Origin of the sequence: Acidiplasma sp. MBA-1 (assembly GCF_000949015.1) — an archaeon.
GTDB classification, from domain to species: Archaea; Thermoplasmatota; Thermoplasmata; order Thermoplasmatales; family Thermoplasmataceae; genus Acidiplasma; species Acidiplasma aeolicum.
This window is the reverse complement of sequence record NZ_JYHS01000002.1, coordinates 12,114-35,387: the sequence shown is the minus strand read 5'-3', so window position 1 is coordinate 35,387 and position 23,274 is coordinate 12,114. Positions and strand designations below refer to the sequence as shown.

General features: G+C 36.2%; 24 protein-coding genes and 1 riboswitch. Of the genes, 16 read left to right on the top strand and 8 right to left on the bottom strand.

Annotated features, from left to right (window positions below):
- The first annotated feature begins 8 nt into the window (after positions 1-8).
- Together TZ01_RS03340 and TZ01_RS03335 are read left to right on the top strand one after the other, a co-directional pair.
- Complete coding sequence (locus tag TZ01_RS03340; protein ID WP_048101416.1) at positions 9-998, top strand: 60S ribosomal export protein NMD3; 990 nt, start codon at positions 9-11, stop codon at positions 996-998.
- Positions 999-1,130: 132 nt separating this feature from the next.
- The gene (locus tag TZ01_RS03335) at positions 1,131-1,505 is read left to right on the top strand and encodes a MazG-like family protein (protein ID WP_048101415.1); all 375 of its coding nucleotides are present in this window, start codon (positions 1,131-1,133) and stop codon (positions 1,503-1,505) included.
- Between the two features lie 28 nt (positions 1,506-1,533).
- Here the strand turns inward: TZ01_RS03335 and TZ01_RS03330 are convergent, their stop codons facing one another.
- The 3 genes from TZ01_RS03330 to TZ01_RS03320 form a co-directional block, all read right to left on the bottom strand.
- A complete protein-coding gene (locus TZ01_RS03330) occupies positions 1,534-2,889 on the bottom strand; it encodes an ABC transporter ATP-binding protein (RefSeq protein ID WP_231563427.1) in 1,356 nt (451 codons plus the stop codon).
- A 110-nt stretch (positions 2,890-2,999) separates the two neighbouring features.
- Positions 3,000-3,245: a hypothetical protein gene (locus TZ01_RS09845; RefSeq protein WP_048101413.1), complete on the bottom strand. Its 246-nt coding sequence runs from the start codon at positions 3,243-3,245 to the stop codon at positions 3,000-3,002.
- A 3-nt stretch (positions 3,246-3,248) separates the two neighbouring features.
- Entirely contained in the window at positions 3,249-4,958 is a 1,710-nt protein-coding gene (locus tag TZ01_RS03320; protein ID WP_048101412.1) for an ABC transporter ATP-binding protein, read from the bottom strand.
- A 123-nt stretch (positions 4,959-5,081) separates the two neighbouring features.
- Between TZ01_RS03320 and TZ01_RS03315 the strand changes: the two genes are divergently transcribed.
- The 5 genes from TZ01_RS03315 (at position 5,082) to TZ01_RS03295 (ending at position 9,491) form a co-directional block, all read left to right on the top strand.
- Positions 5,082-5,684 carry a hypothetical protein gene (locus TZ01_RS03315; RefSeq protein WP_048101411.1) on the top strand — a complete coding sequence of 201 codons (603 nt, stop codon included), beginning with the start codon at positions 5,082-5,084 and terminating at the stop codon, positions 5,682-5,684.
- Positions 5,685-5,795: 111 nt separating this feature from the next.
- The gene (locus TZ01_RS03310; protein WP_048101410.1) at positions 5,796-6,377 is read left to right on the top strand and encodes an alpha/beta fold hydrolase; all 582 of its coding nucleotides are present in this window, start codon (positions 5,796-5,798) and stop codon (positions 6,375-6,377) included.
- Between the two features lie 63 nt (positions 6,378-6,440).
- Complete coding sequence (locus TZ01_RS03305) at positions 6,441-7,142, top strand: hypothetical protein (protein ID WP_048101409.1); 702 nt, start codon at positions 6,441-6,443, stop codon at positions 7,140-7,142.
- An 81-nt stretch (positions 7,143-7,223) separates the two neighbouring features.
- On the top strand, positions 7,224-7,910 hold the full coding sequence (locus TZ01_RS03300) for a hypothetical protein (protein WP_048101408.1): 687 nt from the start codon (positions 7,224-7,226) through the stop codon (positions 7,908-7,910).
- Positions 7,911-7,934: 24 nt separating this feature from the next.
- The gene (locus TZ01_RS03295; RefSeq protein WP_048101407.1) at positions 7,935-9,491 is read left to right on the top strand and encodes a tRNA uridine(34) 5-carboxymethylaminomethyl modification radical SAM/GNAT enzyme Elp3; all 1,557 of its coding nucleotides are present in this window, start codon (positions 7,935-7,937) and stop codon (positions 9,489-9,491) included.
- An 89-nt stretch (positions 9,492-9,580) separates the two neighbouring features.
- On the opposite strand, the gene TZ01_RS03290 is transcribed toward TZ01_RS03295, so the two are convergent.
- A complete protein-coding gene (locus tag TZ01_RS03290) occupies positions 9,581-10,231 on the bottom strand; it encodes a class II aldolase/adducin family protein (protein ID WP_048101406.1) in 651 nt (216 codons plus the stop codon).
- A 156-nt stretch (positions 10,232-10,387) separates the two neighbouring features.
- On the opposite strand from TZ01_RS03290, the gene TZ01_RS03285 reads away from it, so the two are divergent.
- The 3 genes from TZ01_RS03285 to TZ01_RS03275 are packed head-to-tail and all read left to right on the top strand — an operon-like array spanning position 10,388 to position 14,729.
- Positions 10,388-12,127, top strand: coding sequence for a potassium-transporting ATPase subunit KdpA (locus TZ01_RS03285; protein ID WP_048101405.1), 1,740 nt, complete (start codon positions 10,388-10,390; stop codon positions 12,125-12,127).
- Positions 12,124-14,112 (top strand): potassium-transporting ATPase subunit KdpB, encoded by a 1,989-nt coding sequence (gene kdpB, locus TZ01_RS03280; protein ID WP_048101404.1) that lies wholly within the window; start codon positions 12,124-12,126, stop codon positions 14,110-14,112. The genes TZ01_RS03285 and kdpB overlap by 4 nt, the downstream gene beginning before the upstream one ends.
- Positions 14,106-14,729 carry a potassium-transporting ATPase subunit C gene (locus tag TZ01_RS03275; RefSeq protein ID WP_048101403.1) on the top strand — a complete coding sequence of 208 codons (624 nt, stop codon included), beginning with the start codon at positions 14,106-14,108 and terminating at the stop codon, positions 14,727-14,729. Before kdpB ends, TZ01_RS03275 begins: the two co-directional genes overlap by 7 nt.
- On the opposite strand, the gene TZ01_RS03270 is transcribed toward TZ01_RS03275, so the two are convergent.
- Complete coding sequence (locus tag TZ01_RS03270; protein ID WP_048101402.1) at positions 14,730-15,545, bottom strand: universal stress protein; 816 nt, start codon at positions 15,543-15,545, stop codon at positions 14,730-14,732.
- 216 nt (positions 15,546-15,761) lie between these two features.
- A riboswitch (TPP riboswitch) is annotated at positions 15,762-15,863 on the top strand.
- Between TZ01_RS03270 and TZ01_RS03265 the strand changes: the two genes are divergently transcribed.
- The 6 genes from TZ01_RS03265 to TZ01_RS03240 all read left to right on the top strand — a co-directional run bounded on the left by TZ01_RS03265 (position 15,851) and on the right by TZ01_RS03240 (position 19,996).
- Positions 15,851-17,071, top strand: coding sequence for an MFS transporter (locus TZ01_RS03265; protein ID WP_048101401.1), 1,221 nt, complete (start codon positions 15,851-15,853; stop codon positions 17,069-17,071). Its footprint overlaps the riboswitch before it by 13 nt.
- Before the next feature lie 121 nt (positions 17,072-17,192).
- Complete coding sequence (locus tag TZ01_RS03260; protein ID WP_231563411.1) at positions 17,193-17,609, top strand: hypothetical protein; 417 nt, start codon at positions 17,193-17,195, stop codon at positions 17,607-17,609.
- A gap of 80 nt (positions 17,610-17,689) precedes the next feature.
- Positions 17,690-18,586, top strand: a complete 897-nt coding sequence (locus TZ01_RS03255; protein WP_048101399.1) for a dihydroorotate dehydrogenase — start codon at positions 17,690-17,692, stop codon at positions 18,584-18,586.
- Positions 18,583-19,320 carry a dihydroorotate dehydrogenase electron transfer subunit gene (locus TZ01_RS03250; protein ID WP_048101398.1) on the top strand — a complete coding sequence of 246 codons (738 nt, stop codon included), beginning with the start codon at positions 18,583-18,585 and terminating at the stop codon, positions 19,318-19,320. The genes TZ01_RS03255 and TZ01_RS03250 overlap by 4 nt, the downstream gene beginning before the upstream one ends.
- Before the next feature lie 33 nt (positions 19,321-19,353).
- Complete coding sequence (locus TZ01_RS03245; protein ID WP_048101397.1) at positions 19,354-19,572, top strand: hypothetical protein; 219 nt, start codon at positions 19,354-19,356, stop codon at positions 19,570-19,572.
- An 88-nt stretch (positions 19,573-19,660) separates the two neighbouring features.
- Positions 19,661-19,996 (top strand): YidH family protein, encoded by a 336-nt coding sequence (locus tag TZ01_RS03240; RefSeq protein WP_048101396.1) that lies wholly within the window; start codon positions 19,661-19,663, stop codon positions 19,994-19,996.
- A 33-nt stretch (positions 19,997-20,029) separates the two neighbouring features.
- Here TZ01_RS03240 and ilvC read toward each other — a convergent pair whose 3' ends face one another.
- The 3 genes from ilvC to TZ01_RS03225 are packed head-to-tail and all read right to left on the bottom strand — an operon-like array spanning position 20,030 to position 23,040.
- Positions 20,030-21,040, bottom strand: coding sequence for a ketol-acid reductoisomerase (ilvC, locus tag TZ01_RS03235; protein WP_197065851.1), 1,011 nt, complete (start codon positions 21,038-21,040; stop codon positions 20,030-20,032).
- Positions 21,033-21,350, bottom strand: a complete 318-nt coding sequence (locus tag TZ01_RS03230) for an ACT domain-containing protein (protein WP_048101394.1) — start codon at positions 21,348-21,350, stop codon at positions 21,033-21,035. The genes ilvC and TZ01_RS03230 overlap by 8 nt, the downstream gene beginning before the upstream one ends.
- On the bottom strand, positions 21,310-23,040 hold the full coding sequence (locus TZ01_RS03225; protein ID WP_048101393.1) for an acetolactate synthase large subunit: 1,731 nt from the start codon (positions 23,038-23,040) through the stop codon (positions 21,310-21,312). Before TZ01_RS03225 ends, TZ01_RS03230 begins: the two co-directional genes overlap by 41 nt.
- Positions 23,041-23,274 lie beyond the last annotated feature (234 nt).

Below are 23,274 nucleotides of genomic sequence, written 5' to 3'. Positions count from 1 at the left end.
ATAAAATGATGAAATGCATAATATGCGGAAAGAACGAGGCATATAAACATGGTATGTGTTCATCCTGCCTTGCCGATCAGATCCGCCTTCAGTCCAGTAAAATGGAGATTACAGTATGCCCAAAATGCGGGGCACTTAAAATAAATAAAAAATGGTATTATAATGATACTGAAAATGTATTGAAAAGACAGGCCCTTGGCCATATTAATATCGATAATGGCAATGTTGAATCCATAAATAATCTGGAGTTAAGTGATGATAGAATCATAATAAATATAGATGTAAATAGCAAAACACTTGGCATGGTAAATAAAACAGCTGAAATAGATCTTAAAATTTTAAAGGAAAGCTGTCCTGTATGCAACAAGGTTACCGGGTCTTATTATGAGGGTATAATACAGCTAAGAACGTTCAGCACAGAATTTGACAGCAGGCTCAATGATGCCAAAGACCTAATTGTGTCGTATGTAAGGGATTTAAACAGGGATAACCCAAATTCCTTTATAAGCAGGATAGAAAATAAAAGGGAGGGCATAGACATATATCTGGGCAGAAAGGAGGACGCAATAAAAATAGATAAGCTTTTAAATAGCATGTATTTTACATCAATGAAGCAAACAAAATCACTTGCCGGGAGAAAGGATGGCAAAGACATATTCAGATACACACATTTAATAAGAATACTTGATGTTACAAAGGGATCAATATTATTTGATAAAAAATATTATATGGTTACATCCATATCAGCAAACAGCATTGGGATTATGGATTTGGACACCCAGACCACAGAAAATATTACACAGAAGGAATTTTACAGAAGGAATTTTAATATTATAAGAAAGGAGCCATTAATTGATAAATTCATAGTAATATCCACTGATGGTGGAGAATCACAGATAATGAATTCTGAAACATATAAAATTATAACTGTAAGACAGGTATTTGACTCAAAGGAGGTCTCGCTTTACAAATACCGGGATAGGTACTACAGCATGTAAGCATTTGAAGAAATTTAATAAATCATAACCGCGCGCTTAAAATTTTATGGCTTATTTAAACCAATTTAGAATTACGGTGAATCACCGGATAATACCACCAAAGTTTTAATAATATATTTGCCTTTTTAATTTATGGCAACAATTGAGGGCCTTCAAAAAATTGCAAGGGAATTTGTTGAAAAAAGGGACTGGCAAAAATTTCAGACATTAAAGGATTTATCAATGAACTCTGCCATAGAATCCTCTGAACTCATGGAGATATTTCTATGGCACGATCTAAATTTTGAGGCTGATATTAAAAACGGGCGTAATCCTGATATAATGAAAAAGATACAGAATGAAATATCTGATATATTTTTCACATGCCTTGCAATGGCAAACGAGCTGAACTTCAATCTTGAGGATGCATTCTTAAATAAAATGTCTGAACTGGATCAGAGGTATGATGTGGAAAAGGTCAGGGGAAAAATAGTAAAAATACCATCACCGGACCATAAGGAAAAGTAACAGCAGCTATTTTAAAAATTTCATTAATTTAATTTTGTGTGTAAATTGATTTATATATCCTGTAAAACTTCCCCTCCTTTTTAAGCAGGGCCTGCGGATTTCCATATTCCACTATGCTGCCATTATCAAGATAATAAACAGCATCCGTATGAAGTATTGTTTTAATATGATGTGCTATTATAATCATTGTCTTATCCGCCATTAAATTCAATAATGCATCCTGAATTCTTTTTTCATTGATTGAATCAAGTTCAGATGTGGCCTCATCCATTATTATAATATCAGGGTTTTTAATAACGGCCCTTAAAATTGACACCGCCTGCCTCTGCCCCTCAGAAAGCCTGTTTCCATGCATGCCAATATCATCATGCAAATTTAAACCTGAAAATACCTCTGAGAGGCCAAGATCATTAATTTTATTTTTTATTTCCTCCTCTGTAATATTTTCATTTGAAAATTTAATATTGTCCAGAATGGTGCCATCAAACAGAAAGGGATCCTGAAGTATCACACCAAAATGTTTTCTGTAATTATATGTATTAATTCTTGAGATATCAATATTGTCCATTAAAATTGATCCTGAATCTGGATGATAGAATTTTAGTATTAAATTTGTAATGGTGGTTTTTCCAGCACCCGTTCTGCCCACAAGTGCTATTTTTTCACCCTTTTTTATCTCCATTGATATATTTTTTAAAACCCTTGTTTTATTGTATGAAAAATCCACATTAATAAGTTTTATTGACTCTTTTAAGCTGATATCATCCACATCATAATGATTTTCCTCTGCAGGCTCATCAATTATTCTATAGATACGTTCCACCGCAATTGATGATGACTGGTATGAGTTATAAAACTGGGAAAGCTGGACAATGGGCGTGAAAAATCCCTGAACATATATGACAAAGGATACAACAAGGCCTATGCTGATGGTACCGGATAATATCTGCATGCCACCCATATAAAGCACAAGGATAATTCCGGCCGCCTCAATAATCTCCATCATGCTGGAAAAAATTGATGTTAATTTAACTGCATTAACATTTGCATTAAAATTATTCCTGTTGAGCGATTCAAACTGCCTTTCAAATACATCCTCTGCACCATTTGATTTAACAGCATTTATACCATTTATTGATTCTGAAACACCACCTGTTAATGCTGCTATTTTTCTTCTAACCTCATGATAATTATATCTTATTTTTCCGCTCATAATTGCAATTACCGCCAGAAGGAACGGAATAACAATAATCGCATAGGCAGTTAACACAGGGTCAAGGTAAACCATAATTATTATGGATGCAATTATGCCAATTACACCTGCAGCAACCTGTGGAAGTTGAAATGTTAAAAATTCGCTTAATGTCTCAGCATCGTTTGTAATCCTGCTAATGATCTGGCCTGACTGTTTCTAGCCATAATATGATAGCGGCACATACTGTAAGTTTTTAAACATGCTCTGGCGCAGGCTTTTTATAACCTGCTGGGCCGTAATCATGGAAAAAACGTCCTCTTTTTTGATGCAATATAATTAATAAAGTATACCAAAATATAAATTATTGAGAATAAAACCACAAGCCTGAATCTAAGATCCAGTATATAATCAACAGAAAGGCCTATAAACAGTGGGCCAAGCATTGAAACTGCAGATGTTGCTATTATTGAGATTATAATAATTAATGAATTCTTCCGGTAACCCAGCATCTGCCTTATTAATCTTATAAGGTATTTATTAAACATTAATTATACCTCCTGGCTTTCATAAAATTGAGCCATTATGGGGCTGTGCTTTTCAACATAATCCCTTGGGCCATGATCAATTACTGCACCATCCTTCATTATTATTACAAAATCTGCAAGACTTAATGCGGAAATTTTGTTGCTTATTATAATTGCAGTCTTGTCAATAATATAGTTTTTGAGCGACTCAATAATCTCATGTTCCGTGTAAACATCCAGATTTGTGGTGGAATCATCAAAAATAATAATTTTTGGATTTTTTATAACCACCCTTGCAATGGCTATTCTTTCCTTCTGGCCCCCTGAAAGGTTAATGCCCCTTTCACCAATGAGTGCGCCATATTTGTCTGGAAGTGATTCTATAAAATCATCAATGCCTGCAATTCTGGCAGCATTTTTAATCTCATCATCTGTATATTCCATGCCAAGCGTTATATTAAATTTAATTGTGCCGGAGAATAATGTTATGTCCTGTGAAATTATTCCTATGGTATTCCTTAGAATCTTATCGTTTATTTCCCTTAATTCATTTCCACCGAGATAAACATGGCCATCATAATTCTTATAAAGACCGGATATTATGTTTGCAAGTGTTGTTTTACCGGATCCAGTAAAGCCCATTATCATTATCTTTGACCCCTCATGCATATCCATGTTAATATTTTTCAGCAGGGTCCTGCCATTGATATTATAACTCAAATTAACTATTTTTATATCATATGAATTTATGTTTTTTATAGAATATAAATCTTTCTCCGGGGTATAATCCATTGAATTAATCCTTTCAAGGCTGGCCCTGCCATTTTCATAGAATGATATGTACCTTCCATAAAATCTAACCGGTCTGAGCACTATGGCAAAAACATTGACTGCTGCTATTATTGAACCAATGCTAAGATTATAATAAACAGACCGGTAGCCACCATATATTATTATGAAACCTGTTGCCATGCTTATTAGAAAGAGTGATAATGGCACATAAAAGGACCTTATTGCCGCAATATTTTTATAGTCCCCATAGTAGTCATCTGTTATTGAATTAAATTTATTTATTTCACTGTCCTCAGCATTAAAGGATCTGACAACCCTGTTACCGGCAATATTCTGGTTCAACCTATCATTCATATATCCATATTTTGACCTTAAACCCCTCCAGTACGGCCTCTGTAATATCTGTAATTTAACAGTTAACAGGATCACAGGAATGATTACAGCAAAGAATATTAATGTAAAACCATAATAAAGCCTTGTCAAATCTATGGCTGCAACAATTATTAGGAATGTTACACTGAAGAAGTTTGACAGTGTCATATTTATTAATCGGCGTAATGTTTCCATATCCATTGTGAATTTTGATAATGTATCGCCGGGGTGATTCTGCATAAAATATTCATAATTTCTGTCCATTACCTTTTCAAACTGTTCCCTTCTTAAATTATATATAAATCTCTGGCTTACCTTATTTGAATAATAATCAATAATAAATATAAAAAATGATACAAGTGCCGATACAAATAATATTAGGATGGAGAAATGATAGATTCCCATAAAATTTTTTTCCTTCATTGAATTTACCGCATCACCGATATAAAGCGGTATTAACACACTAAAGTATGCAAACAGAATGGATGCTGCAACAACCGCTGTAATGAGATGCCACAGCCCCCTGACATTCCTAAATATTATGGAGTAATCATTTAACCTATAACGCATTATAAATCTATATGCCCGATTTGTATTTTTATTTATCTTTTACCGGTATTAAGTGAATAAAAAATTAAAGTTTCATACCGATAATATTATATATTCTCATTAGTTTATTGTATTTGGGATAATATGAGTGGTGAAAGATATTATTACTATTTAAAACTCATTAATTCACCAGCAGATAATTCCATAGATTATTTCATGGATATATCCCAGCAGCTTGAAAATGATGCAGGCCTGGATGAAAATGAGATAATAAGCCTTGAAAATATAATCAACGATGCAATGGCAAGGTATAACAGGGTGCCCGTAAGGGTGGTTAATTCTGTAACAGGCATGGAGGAGGAGCCACCAAAAACTACAGTTGATGACTTCGGGGGCAATGCCATTTATTTAGGCATCGAGAAAAAGTATGGCATAGAATGGAAGGTTTATGAGCCAAAGTATGATTACAGCCTGCTCTTTAAAAAATGGTATTACAATGAAAATATTTCAAAAAAATTAAACACAATACTCAGGCCTGCCATACCGGGAAGGCTGAGCAATTATTTTGACATACCGCCATGGATGTTCGGTACAAGCTCGTTAAAGGGTATAAAATACGTTGGCCTTAAGGATATAATAGACGCAGCTGTATCCATGGAGGTTATCCCAAATAAATATCACCTTGTTTCTAGGGGTATACCAAAAGAATTTATAGACCATCTAAAGGAGGGTGATATGTGGATTTGAATTTTCTTATTTTTCTGTCATTCAATGTATGACAGAATTAATTATTTCATTTTAAATAAAATACATAAAAAATTGAAAACGTTTAATTAATAGCTAATAATTATAGAATATATGTTAGAGGATAAATTTATTGATGTGGATGGTGCAAGCATACATTATATTGAAAGCGGATCTGGAAAGCCCTTTTTAATGTTTCATGGGGCAAGATTTAACTGCAGGACATACGAGGAAACCGGCACAATAGATGCCGTTGCAAATTCTGGTTTTCACGCAATATCTGTGGATTTCCCGGGTTTCGGCAAATCTGCAAATCTTAGCATATCATTATCAGAATTTATTAACAAATTTATGACAGCACTAAAAATTAAGAGTGCAATAATTCTTGGTGCATCCATGGGTGGTGAGGCTGTTGTTGGCTTTGCAGTAAATTATCCTGATATGGTTGATGGCCTTGTACTCAGCGGTGCTGTTGGTGTTTCACAGTATGAGGAAAAATTAAATAATATCTCAGGCAAGCCAATGCTGTTAATGTGGGGCAAAAACGATGCCGTTTCACCACAGAATAATTATGAGCTGCTGTTAAAATACAATAAAAAGGCAGAGTTTTATAATGTTGGAAGGCAGCACGCATGCTATCTTGACGACTCTAAAGAGTTTAACCAGCATATAACAGATTTTTTAAAAAAATTGTAATTTTTATTATTATCATTAAAATAAAATGCGAAAAATTATATACTCCAGATATCATTAACACATATGTCCAGTCTTAAAAAGGAATACGAGGAATTAACACAAACTTTAAAGGGGCTGCAATCAGAGCTTGGGGATAAGGATAATGAGATCAGCCAGCTGAAGGAAAAGATAACACAGCTTGAAAATGAAAATTCAAAGCTTAATGATACAATTATGGGAAAGGATTCTGAGATAGAAAAATACGCAAAATCACAGGCAGATTTAAAGGACCAGATATCTGCGCTTTCCGATTTAAAGGATAAATTTACAGAGGAAATTGAGAGTTTTAACGCACAGACACAGCATTATAAGGATGAAATTAATGATTTGAATAACAGGCTTTCAGAATCCGGAAACCAGATACAGGATTTAAAATCGGAGTTGCATGATCGGGATATTAAAATCGCATCATTAAACAGTGATATAAATTCAATACAAAAAAAATTTAATGATTTAATGGAGGAAAACAAAAAATTAAATTCAATTTTAAAGGATTTGCAGGATAAAAATGATGATCTTTCATACCAGATAAAGACACTGCAGCTGGAGGATAAAAACAACAAGGATATTATAGATAGCTATGAAAAGGAGCATGAACTTTTTAAAGGCCTTCTTGAAAAATACAGATATATATTAAATAACAATATATCAATGCTGACAACAGAAAAATCACGTACATATTCAAGAACAAAAAAGGCAAAGGAGGCAGATAAAAAATCACAGTAATTTAAAAAAATTTTATTGCATTAAAATAATGTTATTATTTTATAATAGAAAACATAATATAATATATTTAAATAATTAAGCGTGCAGTATGAATTTAGGGGCGGAAAAATTTATCAGGACGGTAACGAGGTCTATTCAGTAAATACAGTTCAGGGCAGCCTCGGTTCAAGAGCTGTGGAAATTACCGGTCAGCAGACAATATCAATACAGAGAACCGGCGGTGTATATAAGATAATGCAAAATGATATGGACATGGGTTCAATTTCACGCGGGCTCAGGATGAATTACAATGGTAGAAATTATTCAATAACTGCATTCAGCTCCGACGGAATGAACCGCGTTTCAAATCTGCTTTCAGATGGCACAAAGGTTGGAACAATTACCATTTCAGGTGACAGTTTAATTGGTGTATGCGATTTTATGAATGATGAGGTTCCATTAATAATTTATTTATCATTACTGTCACCGTATATTAACCGTCTTGGCCCACAGCCCGGAAACATGCAAAATAACCGTGCAAACATGTACAGAATGTCACGTGGCTATTTAATTGCATCAAACCTTGTATTTGTGCTTGCAATAATTTTTATTTTTGCAGGTTCATTTATACTTCCCAAATCAATTGTTGATTCACATTATTTCCTTTACATAGATTATGGTGTTATCGTTATTGCCATAGCCCTTTCATACGTTATAAGGTTTATTGGAAGAAAAAAATACAGGGAGCAGATGGCGCAGAAAAATGATGATATGAATAATAATTTATAATCATTTATAATTTAGATACCAGTTATGGATTTCTATGAAGAAATTACAAATGAATTAAAAAGCGGAAGAATAAGAAATAAGATGGAATTGCAGAAAGAAAAGGTTAAACTATCAAAAAAATTTAATCTTGATGTTGTTCCAAGCGATGTTGAAATTTTAAATTATGGGGATAATAAAAACGAATTCAGGGAGCTTTTAAAAAAGAAACCAACAAGAACAATTTCAGGGGTTGCCGTGGTAGCAGCAATGACATCCCCGGAGGCATGCCCGCACGGCAAATGTTTATTCTGCCCCGGTGGTGTTGATAATAATTCACCGCAGTCATACACAGGATTTGAACCATCTGCATTAAGGGGTAGAAATAATTATTATGATTCATACAATATAACATTTAACAGGTTAAAGCAGCTTGAAAATATTGGGCATGATACAAGCAAGGTTGACCTCATAGTAATGGGTGGCACATTTACCGCGAGAACCGAGGAATACCAGAAAAACTTTGTCAAGGGTTGCCTTGATGGCATGAATAAAAAAATATCAAATACACTTGAGGAATCCATTTTAGAAAATGAAACAGCATCAAGGAGATGCATAGGATTAACAATAGAAACAAAACCGGACTGGTTTTATGAAAAGGAAATAGACCTTGCACTGTCATATGGTACAACAAAGGTTGAGCTTGGGGTTCAGATTTTAAATGATAAGATTTTAAGGGATAACTTAAGGGGGCATGGTATAGCAGAAATCATAAGATCAACCCAGCTTGCAAGGGATGCCGGTCTTAAGGTTTTATACCATCTTATGCCGGGCATGTACGGGGCGGATTATAAGGATGATATAAAAAGTTTTGACCTGATGATGTCATCACCGGATTACATGCCTGACATGCTTAAGATATATCCTACGCTTGTGGTTAAAAATACATCAGTATACAGACTCTGGAGGGAGGGAAAATATACACCATATGATACAGAAAGGGCTGTGCAGGTAATATCATACTTTATGAAAAACATGCCACCATGGGTAAGGGTCATGAGAATGCAGAGGGATATACCGGTGCATTTTATAGAGGCCGGCGTTAAGAGAAGCGACCTTCACAATCTTGTAAATGAAAACCTTAAAAGCCTTGGAATAAGGACAATGGAGATAAGAAGCAGGGAGGTAGGAATAACAGGAGAAAAATTTGATGGCGATTACAAACTTATCAGAAGGAATTATATCGCAGCCGGCGGGGATGAAATATTTTTATCATTTGAAAACTCCAGAAATGAGATTATTGGATATTTAAGGCTCAGGATCCCCTCTGAAATGGCACATAGAAAGGAGGTTCTGGGATCGTCCATCATAAGAGAAATAAAGGTTCTTGGTGATGTGGTGCCAATAGGTTCTGAAATAGAAACAAACTGGCAGCATCATGGTTTTGGCCAGAGGCTAATCAGGGAGGCCGAGAGAATAACACTTGAGGAATATGACAAAAAACGCATACTTGTAATAAGCGGAATTGGTGTCAGAAACTACTTCAGGAAGCTTGGTTATGAAAGGCTTGGTCCTTACATGGCAAAATCCCTGAATCACAACTAAAAATACATGCATTTAATATCCAGAATAAAACTAAAAAATGATTATTTATCAGGCACCATTATAATTCAGGATACATTCTCTTTTTATGGTTATTCCCAGTTTTTCCATTGTTTAAGATAATTTCCAGACTTTTCCATTAATATTTTTATATCCTCATCCGGTATTGTTGTGTATTTTCCATACATAATAGCATAGGACATAATTCTTGCAGTTTTTTCTAAAACCTCTGAGGCGGCCATTGCCCTTTCCATATCCTGGCCAACTGAAACCGCACCATGGTTTGCCATTATTGCCGCATTATTACTGCCAAGTGCATTGACAACGTTCTGTGCAAGCTCCTCTGTTCCGGTTAATGCATACCTTGCTATTTTTACCGATTTCCCGAGTATCATTGCAACGTCCTCAGTAATTGCCGGGATTTCCATGTTTATTACTGAAAATATGCTTGAGTATACGGCATGTGTATGTATTATAAAATTAACATCCGGCCTTTTCTTATATATTTCATAATGCATGAGCCTTTCACTTGATGGTTCAAGTGTACCCTCTATTTTTTTCCCATTTATGTCTGTTACAACTATATCTTCAGGCCTTAATTTTGAATAATTTGATCCACTAGGGGTAATGCATATATAATTACCAGAACGCATGCTTATATTCCCCCAGGATCCAACGGTAAAGCCGCTGGCATACATTCTTTTGCATGCATTTACAACATTTTCCTTGCATGATTCTAGCATTATTTGTGATTATTACAATATATAAAAATGTGATTAAATATAAATATATGGATGATATTAAACAATACTCATGCTGGTATCGTATATAATAGTTGGTGTACTTCTTTTATTGGTTGCAGTATACCTTATAATCTCAATATTAGAGGCTGAGAGGCTATGATCAGTATATACTCATTAATAGACAGTAACAGGGAAATTTCTGGGCTTTTAATTGTGTTTTTTTATATAATTATCGCCCTGTTTTTTGGCTACCTGATTTCGGGGTTTATCAGGAAAATTTATCTTGATCAGGAGGAAAAAACATGGATTTATCCGGTATCCGGGAGAATTGTAAATTTTTTTGAGCGATTTTTAAAAGAGGATAAGAACAGGCAGATGGATTTTAAGGAATACTTTTTAAATCTTCTTATCTTTAATTTTTTTGCAGGTCTCATTGGCATAATCTTTATTTATTTTCAGAATTATTTACCATATTCACATGCAAATAATCACATGACACTATCACTAATTGTTAATACAGTTGTCAGCTTTCTAACAAATACAAATCTTGAGCATTTTTCAAATCCATTTGATCTGAGCATACTTTCATGGACATTTGTAATAACCGGATTGATGTTTTTATCTGCAGGAACCGGTTTTGCAGCATCCATGGCATTTATACGTGCAATATTAAACGACAATGGAAAGCTGGGAAATTTTTATCATGATTTTTTGATATCCATATTTTATGTAATATTCCCGCTGACCATTCTTTTTACTGTTATTCTTGTACTTTCCGGTGTGCCTGAAACCCTGAGCAGTTATATAAATGTACTTCCAATTGGAAGCAACTCTGCGGTCAGGCTTCCACTTGGCCCTGTGGCAACCCTGGTTTCAATTAAGGGTGTTGGAACCAATGGCGGTGGCTTTTACGGTGCAAATGCCGCATATCCCCTTGGAAATCCAAACTGGTTTACAAACATAGTTGAGTATGTTTCGTTCATGCTTGTTCCACTTGGTTCGGTATTTTCATTAAGATTGATTTTTGATAAGAGATTTGGAAACATGGTCATTGGTGTTTTAACATTTATATTTGTTTTTACATCCGTTGTTGCATTTATTGCAGAATACACGGGAATACCGGCACAGTCAGCACTTGCACTGTATACCGGAAACATGGCAGGAAAGGATGTGTACCTTGGGCTCTCAGAATCAACTGTTTTTCAGGTCGGCGCTGTATTTACATCCACGGGTGCCTCCACAGGAGGAATTATAGACTACACCCCAATAGGCCTTATGTCATTGCTAACAAACCTTGTTTTAAATGATCCACTGGGCGGTATTGGCACCGGAATTATCAATATATTTACATACATAATATTCACAGTGTTTATCACATCCTTAATGGTTGGAAAGCTTCCGGAATTAATGAACATAAGAATAGGTTCAAAGGAGATGAAGTATTCAACATTGTCACTGATAACACATCCGCTTATAATTTTAATACCACTTGGAATTACATTAATTATTCCAGCGGTAATGCACACATTTTACAATGGATTTTCATCAAATATTTCAGATCTATTGTATGAGTTTTCAAGCTCAGCATCAAATAACGGTTCAGAGGCGGGTGGATTTCTTACAAACTCGCCATATTTTAATTACCTTGATTCCTTAATAATGCTCCTTGGAAGGTATTTAATAATGGGCATACAGCTGCTGCTGGCACAGCAGTTTGCATTTAAGAAGCCCAAGATGATATATGAAAAATCAACAATAGATACCGGATCATTCTCATTTGGATTCATGCTTCTTGCTGTAATTATAATGGTTGGCCTGCTGTCATACATACCTGTCTTCTCACTTGGAACATTGTATGACTGGGCAAGGGATTTTAACTTTCTGGTGATTCCATGAACATTAGGGAAATTGTAATAAATTCACTTAAGGGTTTTGACCCACGTAATGAAATTAAGAACCCTGTAATGTTTATAACAGAAATAGCCTTTGTGCTATCAATATTTATAGCAGCATTTCCATCATCGTTTAATGTGCCATCATCAGGTGTATACATGGACTTTTATATTTCTGTCACGGTCTTATTATTTTTAACAGTGTTCTTCTCAAATTTAAGCACGTCATTATCTGAAAGCCAGAGCAAGGCCATAACAGAATCACTTGAAAAAATGAAAGTTTCCACAAAGGCAAATTTACTCAAGGATGGAAAAATAGAGATTGTTGAATCCGATAAATTAAGAAAGGGCGATATAGTTTTAGTAAGAAAGAATGAAATTATTCCGGCCGATGGTGAGGTAATAAAGGGCTCAGGATATGTTAATGAGTCAAATATAACCGGTGAATCCAGACCGGTCCTTAAACTTGTGGGTGACTCTGTCACAGGTTCAACAATGCTTGTAACAGATGAAATCACGGTTAGGGTCAATGTAAATCCCGGGGAATCATTTATAGACAGCATGATAAATATGGTAAAGAATTCTGTAAGGGAGAGAACACCAAATGAAATAGCATTATCCATATTTTTATCCGGGGTTACATTAATATTCCTAATAGTTGTTGCATCAATATTTTCAATATCAAATTACAGTGGTGTGAGGCCAAACATTGATATTTTAATAGTTTTATTAATAGCATTAATACCAACAACCATAGGCGGCCTGCTTCCTGCAATAGGCATAGCTGCAATAAACAAGGTGTCACAGTACAATATTATAGCGAAGAGTGGAAAGGCGGTGGAAAATGCAGGGGATATTGACACAATAATACTTGATAAGACCGGAACCATTACAATGGGTGAGAGGGAGGCTGTAAAGTTTTATCCAAATATGAACGTTGATGAGAGGGATGTTGCCCGGGCAGCACTGATGTCGTCATTAAATGATGAGACAATAGAGGGGATATCAATAGTCAGGCTGGCAAGATCAGAAAATATAGATGTTAATGATGATGAAATTAAGGATTATGAATTCATACCATTTTCATCAGAGACCGGTTTCAGCGGCATAAGGAAGGGTGATCATTACATCTATAAAGGCTCCTTAAGGTCATTATCAGAAAAACTCAATCTGCAGGATCAGTACATAAATGGAATATGCAAACAGATATCATTAAAGGGTGGCACCGCCATTCCCGTGGCATCCGATGGAAAATTCCTTGGCGTTATAGAATTAAATGATATATTAAAACCAGGAATTAAGGATAGAATAAACGACCTTCATAAAATGAACATTGAAACAGTGATGCTCACCGGTGATGATGAGGTTACAGCTGCATATTTTGCACGTGAGGCCGGTATAGACGATTTTATTGCCAACAGCAAGCCGCAGGATAAGTACAACAGGGTTGTCATGGAAAAGGAAAGGGAAAGAATGGTGGCAATGATAGGTGATGGGACAAACGATGCACCGGCCCTGTCAAAGGCAGATGTTGCCATGGCCATGAATACCGGCACACAGGCTGCAAAGGATGCTGCAAACATGATAGATCTGGACTCCACGCCAACAAAACTTATTGATGTAATCTTCCTTGGAAAGCAGATTTTAATTACAAGGGGATCACTTACAACATTCAGCATTGCCAATGACATATCAAAATACTTTGTAATAATACCTGCAATGTTTTACATGTTTCCTGAGCTTGGATTCCTGAACATACTTGACCTTACAGACCCGCTCAGGGCCATTACAGCGGCGCTTATATTCAACACAATAATCATTGTAATACTGGTTCCACTTGCATTAAGGGGTGTTAAGTATTCGCCATCAAGTGCATCAGACCTGCTGAAAAGAAACATAATAATATACGGCTTTGGTGGCATTGTCTTTCCCTTTATTGTTATATACATAATTTATTTATTGTTAAGTTTAGGAGGCATAGCATGGTAAAATTAAGAATTATAAAGGCATTTGCGCTTGCCATATTAATAATGTTTGTGGCCGGTTTTGCATTCCCGGCGGTAACATCATTAATAACGGAAAGCACACTTCCATACTATTCAAATGGGCATCCAGTGAAATACGATGGAAAAATAGTTGATTCATATCTTTTGACAGAGGCATTCAATGAGTCATATTTCTTCCAGCCAAGGCCATCTGCAGTGAATGATAACATTTCATCCAGCGGATCGTACTCAACATCATTAAGCAATAAAACAACACTTGAATTAAGTGAAAAATATCTAAAGGAATTTGAGGAAAGAAACCATGTCAATGCATCACAGATACCTTATGCCATGATCACATATTCCGGATCCGGTGTTGGCTATGCAATTCCATTAAAGGGTGCAACGCTTCAGGTTCACAGAATTGCGGTCAGCATCAGCAATTTAAGCGGTGGCAATTTAAGTATTTCTTCAATAGAATCATTCCTAAATGGCATAATAAATAAGGATAAGCAGAGGAACTTCCCGGTATTTGGAACATACTATGTAAACGTTGTGCAGCTCAACATGCAGATACTAAATTACCTGAAACAGAACAATATTTATGTGGATGTTCATTGATTATTTTTTTATTAATAATGTATCAACCCTCTGATCCTTTGATATATACTTTATATCAGAATTTATTCTTATTCTCTCATTTGCCGGTGACCTTGCGCCAATAACAACGCAGTCAGGGTCCTCGTTAAGTATAATCGAATCTATCTCTGTTTTTATTCCAGATTTTTCTCCCGATTTTTCTATTTTAATATCTATACCATTTTTTGCTATATCTCCTATGCCATCAAAGAGGTTTTTAAATCCATGTGTTCTCCTTTTATCGTATTTTCTTAAATCAAAAATAATTATTTTTGCATGGTTAATCTTTGCAAGCTCAATACCAAAATACACTGCAGCCCGGGTGTTTATGGACTCTGCAACAGGCAAAAGTATTTTTTTATACGGGTATTCACGCTCGCTTATGCTTAGCAGTGCCACCGGTATATCTATGTTTTTAAGTATGTAATCACCAATGGACCCAAAAATAGAACCTGAAAGCATTGCCCTTTTATGTGTGGCCATTAAAAGCATGTCATAATAATGCGATGATGCCTCCTTTAATAGCCCGGACCTTACATTATCGCTTGTGGTTATTTTTGGTATTACCTTCAGGCCGCGCCTTTTTCCATCCTTATATGCATTTGTTACAAGTGTAACACTGTTTGACCATTCTATGCTATCATTTTTTTCCCTTACTGTTATTGCTGTAATCTCAGAGTTATTATACTCAGCAATATCATATGACATCTTAAGCGCCTTAATGGAATTTATACCCCTAAACATAGGTACCAGTATATGATCTGTTTTCAAAAAATATGATCTGGATGCCTCAAACATAATCTATTATATGTTATACGCATATAATAATTTCTATTAATATGTGTGTAAAAATGACAATGATTAACACATATAATAAATTATTATATGAATATATTAATTAATATATATAAATTGTGAGTGTTTATCTCAGGTACAGAATTTTGATAATGTTTGAATTTCATAAAATCAAATGATATTTTTTACAACACAAAACTATAAATAATTGTTTTCATTTTAAATTGTAAGGGGAGCCATTAAATTGGCTGAGAGGATTGGGATCGACCCTTGGAACCTGATCCGGGTAATGCCGGCGGAGGGATGTTATGTATGAGGATGCTGGTTATAATGATATAAGGAAAAATTTGGATTATCACCATTGGAATAAACAAGATTCACTCATACTGACAACAATGATATCAACATTTTTTATATGGGGCGTTGTCTTAAGCATAGCACCTTTAATAACAACATGGCCTTTTATACCAAAATATTTTGATGAATACATTATATTATCATCACCATCAGGACTGCTATCAGGAAACTTTCTTTTGGGATATATTTCTGACAGGTACGGCAGGAAAAAATTATTTCTCTTAACAGTATTTTTAACATCTGCCGGTCTTCTTGCCATTGCACTCATTAAAAATCCCTACCTTATAATATTATCTGTTTTTACTGCAGAATTTGGGCTTGGAGGGGATGAAACAATATCATTATCATATTTATCAGAGCTTATACCCCTGAAATACCGTGGGGCGGTGCTGGTTGAAACATCAAATGTGGCAAATGTTTCCATAGTTGTTATGGCTGCAATTTTTTTATTTATACCAGACTCTGTTTATGCTGATAAACTATCCCTTCTAATAATTGCAATTTCAGGATTTTTTATATCATTAATCGCAAGGCTAAAATTAAAAGAGAGCATACGTTGGGATTATTTAAATAAAAATACAGAAAAACAGAGGGTTAAAATTAATTTTTCAAACTCCATAAAATTTTTATCATTATCATTCATAGCAATAACCATTGTTGTTGGCTTTGCCTTTTCAAGCCTTGTTCTTGGCCCATTTGAATTTCCGCAGTACTCATCTCTTATAATATTTGGCTCAACACTTGGCGGGACATTAACCGGTTTAATAGGTGGAATTTACATCGGTAAATCCAGAAGAAAAATTGTATCACTGCTGGGCTATACCGGTATGTTTATTATATGGATTTTACTTTTAATCTTCATAAAATTTGTTCTGTCAAACATATATATACTTATATTTATGATAGCTGTAAGCGGCATATTCGGCGAGCTTGGCTGGGCATCAAGGGAGATGCTGGAGCCTGAAAACTTTGAAACGCTGCACCGCGGCACCGGCATTGGTAGCGTAAGGACTGTTGGATACTTTATATACATAATTTCAGTGTTTTTGCTTGTTAATAAATCAATTTATTTTTACCTTTATTACCTTTTAATAATATACCTAATAGGTTTCATCGGGTCTGTGCTTTATTACAAATATGGCAGGGAAACAAGAAAAAGCAGTGTTCTTTAAATCCATATTTTTATTTTAACAGTATTTATATATCCAATCAAATTTATTAATATGAATACAATATTTAAATGTGTTATGCATTGGAATAAGCAATAAAAAGATAGTGGGATACCCAAATATAATGAATCTACTTAAATCTGGTGTTGAATCATTATTTTTAATAGATTTTGATGCAATTCATAAAAGGGTTTTAAACCTGGAAATATACGAAAAACTATCCAAATTTTTTGACCTCACCGTTATGAACTATCCGCAGACCGAGGAGGATCTAATGGATACAATAATCAGCGGGGCCACATATGTTATAATAAACAATAATCTAACATATAAAAGGATACAGAGCTATTTATCATACACGCAGAACATTGGAATTAACTATGATTACAACGATACATGTGTTTTTTTCAGCCAGAACGGCGGAAATATATACCTGACAAATAAACAGGTAATGCTTCCATATAGGCTTGCCTTTAACTACGGCCCATTTGATCTGCCAAATTCCATAAAACTTGAAAATTACCCATCCTCATTCATTTAATCTTTAATCTGGGAATCATTTTTGTTATTTTAAATATTATTTTTGGAATACTTTAGATATTATTAAACAATTAGGATGCAATGAATCTAAATGTGGATATAGGAATTAAAATTTCGAATCCCTTTATCCTGGCCTCCGGAATTCTGGATGAAAACGGCTACACAATGAAAAGAATTCTAGAAAATGGTGCGGCCGCGGTGGTTACAAAGTCCATCGGAACATCTGAAAGGCAGGGATACAATCCTCCAATTATATATGAAAATGACCCTGTATTTTTAAATGCTGTTGGCCTTTCAAACCCCGGCATAGACAATTTTAAAGATGAGGTAAAAATAGCCCTCGAATCCGGAAGGCCTGTAATAGGAAGCATTTTTGGAAAGGACGCCCCTGAATTTTCAGAACTTGCCAAAAAAATGGAGTCATACGGTGTTTCTGCCATAGAATTAAATTTATCATGCCCGCATGTAAACGGCTATGGCATGGAGGTTGGATCAGATCCTGACCTTGTCTATGAAATAGTATCTGAGGTTAAGTCAAGAGTAAAAATACCGGTTTTTTCAAAGCTGAGCCCAAACACATCAAATATACTCGAGGAGGCAAAGGCTGCTGAAAAATCAGATGCGCTTGTATTAATAAACACATTAAAGGGCATGGAAATAGATATAGCATCGAAAAAACCTGTTCTTAGCAATGTATACGGTGGTTTATCCGGAAAATGCATTAAGCCTGTTGGAATAAGATACGTTTATGAGGTAAAAAAGGAGACCGGAAAGACAGTTATAGGCGTTGGTGGCATAGAAAATGTTAATGATGCCATAGAATACATTATGGCCGGTGCATCTGCAGTTCAGATCGGAACTGCAATTTACAGGCATGGAATAAAAATATTTAATGAACTGAACTCTGGATTAATAGAATACATGGATAAAAACGGAATAAGTAATATTAATGATATGATAGGGGTGGCCATAGCATGAATCATTCCATAGTTTACAGCAATGTAAGGATTAATGAAAGCACGCATTCATTGAGATTTTTCATGGAATCTCCAGTACATCCGGGCCAGTTTATTATGATCTGGGCACCGGGGATAGGTGAAATACCCATATCCTTTTCATCTGTAAATAATCCGGTTGAAATTACCGTAAAAATTTATGGAGAACCATCAAAATATATTGCAAACCTCATGCCGGGAGAAAAAATTTTTTATCGCGGGCCATATGGAAGGCCATTCACCGGTGTAACTGGAAAAAAGCTAATTATAGGTGCAGGAACAGGAATTGCACCGTTAATGCCACTTGTTGATAACATGACATCAGGAATATTATCCGCAAAAACAAAAAATGATCTGATATTTACAGACAGAATTAAAAATTTATATGTTGTAACAGACGATGGAACACTTGGAATAAAAGGTTTCGCGGTTGATGCACTTAAACAAATGGATATAAACGAATTCGATATGATATATGTATGCGGCCCGGAGATAATGATGAAATCCGTTTATGATTATTTATTAAACAAAACAGACAGGGTAGAATTCTCACTGGAGCGTCCAATGAAGTGCGGTATAGGCATATGCGATTCATGCTCAATCAACGGCATTCAGGTATGCAGGGACGGCCCTGTATTTTCAATTAAAGATTTAAAAAATATGGATGAATTTGGCAGAACAAGGCTTTCATTCTCCGGAAAAAGGATTTATCTTTAAAATTGTTTATATATTATTATAAAATTATATATCATGGTCTCACTGGAGGAGTCATGTGTTTTTAACCGCGGTGGCATATGCTATTTTCTTGAATCATCCACATCAAAATGTTCGTTATGCTTCAATTTTAAAAGTTTTACAAAATACGGAAGCAGGAGGAAGATATATTATAATTTATTTGACTATATAAAATCCACCGGGTCACAGATTGCCTTTCCAAAGGGTGATGAGGAGCAGGAAACCCTTGAGTAGTTATTGAAATTTTATATTATTAATTTAAAAATCCATAATTATTAAAAAATAAGATTAAATTTATATGTATTTTAAACATACAATCAGAATGGGAATAACCGACCATCTTGCAAATAAGAGAACATTCCTTGCATGGGTTAGAACTGGCATAGCACTCATGGGCTTTGGTTTTGTAATCTCAAAGTTTGAAATTTTTATTCACATATTAAATAGATCATCATATAATAATATTGGAAACTCACTAATAGCCGGGGAGATTATGATAATTCTTGGCATTGTTACCATAGGCTATGGCCTCTATGAATTTCTATCAAATGAAAAGGATATAGAAAATAATAATGTAAATTCAAGAAAGGTTGAATCAATAGTATTTTCAGCCATTATAATTGGCATGGCAATACTTCTTCTGGTATTTATTGTTTAAAAATACTATTATAAAAATTTTTAATTAATATGTTTAATTCTTCGGCCTGCCCCTTAAAACGATCTCTCTGAGCTCACGGCCGACCTGCTCCTCAAGGGAATTATCAAGGTCATCCATTAATGCCTGGAGGTGTTTTGATCCCTCATCGTATTCCTCTATCCATTCACTGGCAAATTTTCCACTCCTGATCATTTCGGCCTTCTCCCTCATTCTTTTTTTGACCTCATCGTTAATTATATATGGCCCAACGGTAAGCCCGCCATACTTTGCAGTATCTGAAACTGCCCTGAGCATGCCTGAAAGCCCCTTATCATATATCTGGTCTGTGATCAGTTTCATCTCATTTATTGCCTCAAAATATGCCATCTCCGGCCGGTATCCAAGATCAACTATGGTCTGAAATGTTGCCCGGAGCATTGCGGTGAGGCCGCCAACAAGGTCAAGCTGCTCACCCATTAGGTCTGTCTCTGTCTCCTCCCTGAATGATGTTTCAAGCACGCCTGCCTTTGTTGCTCCAAGCCCCTTGGCTATGGCCAGGGCCTTGTTCAGGGCATTTCCTGAATGATCCTGATGAACGCCTACAAGCACCGGAACGCCGCCGCCCTTAACGAAGAATTCCCTTACAGACGGCCCTGGTGCCTTTGGGGCTGCCATGTAAACATCAACATTTTCTGGTGGAACAATCAATTTATAGTGTATGTTAAAGCCATGTGCAAAGACCAGGTCCATGCCATCCCTTAAAACAGGCATAACCTTTTCTGTATATATCTTTCTCTGCACCATGTCCGGAACAAGGAATATAACTATATCAGAATCCTTCAATGCATCCTCTGTTTTTTCCGGTGTTATGCCATCAGAAACTGCCTGCTTCCATGAATTGCCCTGCCTTTCAAGACCAACATGAACATTCAATCCGGAGTCCCTAAGGTTCAGTGCCCAGGCCCGGCCCTGGCTGCCGTATCCCAGTATTGCTATCTTCTTATTCCTTATGTAATCAAGATTTGCATCATTTTCAGTGTATACCTTACCAAGTATCTTACCCAACAAGCTCACCCCATTCATATTTTTCCGATTTTTTAAAATTAATGTTAAATTTATTTACATTATAATCCTCCAAGACCTCGACATTGTCAACATCAACTGTCTTGCTAAGTGTCATTATTGCTATATTCATATTGCCGAGATTGTACCTGTCGTAAAGGGACAGGTAAACCGTGCATTCATTTTCATCATTGCATTCCGCATTCATCCATTTTATATCAACCCAGAATTTTCTAAAATTGGCTGCAATTCTCTCAAGCAGCCCCGGGTCTCTATAATTGGCCGTTACCTTTATTACCTTTTCTTGGGTCACTTACTATCACCTCGCTTAATTTTCCTCCCGGCGGTAATGTCGGAAGGGCCAGCTCCTCCTTATTAACCGGCACCCTGATGACTGACGGCACATTCTCATGCATTGCCCTTTTTATGGCCTCTGCAATGTCACCATATGTTTTTGCATCATATGCATCGGCACCGAAGGATTCTGCATACTTAACTATGTTTGGAGAATTGCCGTAATCAACGCCAACTATTCTCTTATTCTGGAACATGTCCTGAACCTGTCTAACAAGTCCAAGAGTCCTGTTGTCGTTTACCACCGCTATTACCGGTATGTTCTCATCCACTGCGGTGGCAAGGTTGTTCCCTGTCATCATAAAAGACCCATCACCGTCATAGTCCAGAACAACCTTATCCGGCCTGCCGACCTTTGCCCCCATTGCAGCAGGAAGCCCAAAGCCCATTGTGCCCATTCCAGTGGATGAGAAGAATGATCTTGGCTCAAGATTTTCCCAGTAAACCTCTGCCCACATCTGGTGCTGGCCAACACCTGTGGTTAATATCGCATCCCTTGGCAGCGAATCCCTCAGCGTCTTTAGTATTCTCCACGGCCTTAAGTGGCCGTCATCCGGTGGATGTGAAAACTGTGAATAATACTCCTTTAGCTCATTTACCCTTTTGTTCCACTCATGGTTCTGGTGCTTGCTTCCCAGAAGGGCCATGGCATTTAATAATTCTGATACTAAAACCTTTGCATTGCCCTGAAGCTCTATGTCAGGCTTTATGCCCTTATTAAAATCTGTCGGGTCCAGATTTATTGATATGAATGTTTTCCTTGTATCCTTCATTTCATCGTACGATGTGAATGTACGGTCGCTAAACCTTGCACCTATGGCAACCATGACGTCAGATTCAAGTGCCACCATGCTTGCCTCTGCACGGCCATAGTAACCCATGGCACCAACATATAATGGGTAATCAGCAGGTATTACTGATTTTCCGGGAAGCGTTGATACTATTGGGCACCCGATAAATTCAGCAAGCCTCATTATTTCATTGGTTGCATTGGCCCACATTGCCCCGGTTCCAACTAAAAGCACGGGTCTTTCTGCATTTAATAATGCATTTGCAGCCTGCCTTAATTTGTCCTTATTTACAACGGTTCTGAATGGCCTGTAATGAACCCTTGGCTCTTCTGGATAATTAACATTATCTATGTCCTCGAGCTGTATGTCCCTTGGTACATCCATTACCACCGGCCCTGGCCTTCCAGTGGAGGCTATGTAAAATGAGTTTTTCACCCATAGCGGTATCTCATTGATATCCTTTATCTCAACGGCATATTTGGATACCGGGAATGAGGCGCCAAGGGTATCAGATTCCTGAAATGAAAGCTTCCCCATAGAGCTTCTGTTAACACCGCCTGTTATAGCAACAACCGGTGAGGAATCCTGGTATGCCGTGATCAATCCGGTGATCAAATTGGTCACACCAGGACCGGATGTCGCAGTGCATACACCAGGTATGCCTGTGGCACGTGCAAAACCGTCAGCAGCGTGCACCGCTGCCTGCTCATGCCTCATCAGGATATGCCGGAGCTCGCCATTGTTGACATCCTCAAAAAATGAGTCATACATTGGCATGTTGTATAGCCCCGGTATTCCAAAAATATTTTTTACACCCTCCCTTTTCAGGGATTCCACTAAAAGCCTAGAACCCTTCATTTACATCACTTTCTTTAAAAACAAACCCAGTAGCATGCATTATACCAAAAAAACCGCCACAGATGTTAGATAAACCTTTTCATCCCATACATATTTATTCACCACCCCATGCATTAGCACGACACAGGGTAATCTCTATTAATACTTAATACTATTTAAATATTTCTCAATATTTTATGGAAATATGTCCCAATTTTAAATTTTTAATAATTTTTTTCCTGTACATTACATTAT

Coding starts and splice junctions, on each gene's coding strand:
- TZ01_RS03340 (WP_048101416.1), top strand. CDS start 9: ATGAAATGCATAATATGCGGAAAGAACGAGGCATATAAACATGGTATG.
- TZ01_RS03245 (WP_048101397.1), top strand. CDS start 19,354: ATGGTCTCACTGGAGGAGTCATGTGTTTTTAACCGCGGTGGCATATGC.
- TZ01_RS03240 (WP_048101396.1), top strand. CDS start 19,661: ATGGGAATAACCGACCATCTTGCAAATAAGAGAACATTCCTTGCATGG.
- TZ01_RS03250 (WP_048101398.1), top strand. CDS start 18,583: ATGAATCATTCCATAGTTTACAGCAATGTAAGGATTAATGAAAGCACG.
- TZ01_RS03285 (WP_048101405.1), top strand. CDS start 10,388: ATGATCAGTATATACTCATTAATAGACAGTAACAGGGAAATTTCTGGG.
- TZ01_RS03305 (WP_048101409.1), top strand. CDS start 6,441: ATGTCCAGTCTTAAAAAGGAATACGAGGAATTAACACAAACTTTAAAG.
- TZ01_RS03255 (WP_048101399.1), top strand. CDS start 17,690: ATGAATCTAAATGTGGATATAGGAATTAAAATTTCGAATCCCTTTATC.
- TZ01_RS03320 (WP_048101412.1), bottom strand. CDS start 4,958: ATGCGTTATAGGTTAAATGATTACTCCATAATATTTAGGAATGTCAGG.
- TZ01_RS03270 (WP_048101402.1), bottom strand. CDS start 15,545: ATGTTTGAGGCATCCAGATCATATTTTTTGAAAACAGATCATATACTG.
- kdpB (WP_048101404.1), top strand. CDS start 12,124: ATGAACATTAGGGAAATTGTAATAAATTCACTTAAGGGTTTTGACCCA.
- TZ01_RS03275 (WP_048101403.1), top strand. CDS start 14,106: ATGGTAAAATTAAGAATTATAAAGGCATTTGCGCTTGCCATATTAATA.
- TZ01_RS03310 (WP_048101410.1), top strand. CDS start 5,796: ATGTTAGAGGATAAATTTATTGATGTGGATGGTGCAAGCATACATTAT.
- TZ01_RS03335 (WP_048101415.1), top strand. CDS start 1,131: ATGGCAACAATTGAGGGCCTTCAAAAAATTGCAAGGGAATTTGTTGAA.
- TZ01_RS09845 (WP_048101413.1), bottom strand. CDS start 3,245: ATGTTTAATAAATACCTTATAAGATTAATAAGGCAGATGCTGGGTTAC.
- TZ01_RS03295 (WP_048101407.1), top strand. CDS start 7,935: ATGGATTTCTATGAAGAAATTACAAATGAATTAAAAAGCGGAAGAATA.
- TZ01_RS03315 (WP_048101411.1), top strand. CDS start 5,082: ATGAGTGGTGAAAGATATTATTACTATTTAAAACTCATTAATTCACCA.
- TZ01_RS03265 (WP_048101401.1), top strand. CDS start 15,851: ATGTATGAGGATGCTGGTTATAATGATATAAGGAAAAATTTGGATTAT.
- TZ01_RS03260 (WP_231563411.1), top strand. CDS start 17,193: ATGAATCTACTTAAATCTGGTGTTGAATCATTATTTTTAATAGATTTT.
- TZ01_RS03225 (WP_048101393.1), bottom strand. CDS start 23,040: ATGAAGGGTTCTAGGCTTTTAGTGGAATCCCTGAAAAGGGAGGGTGTA.
- TZ01_RS03290 (WP_048101406.1), bottom strand. CDS start 10,231: ATGCTAGAATCATGCAAGGAAAATGTTGTAAATGCATGCAAAAGAATG.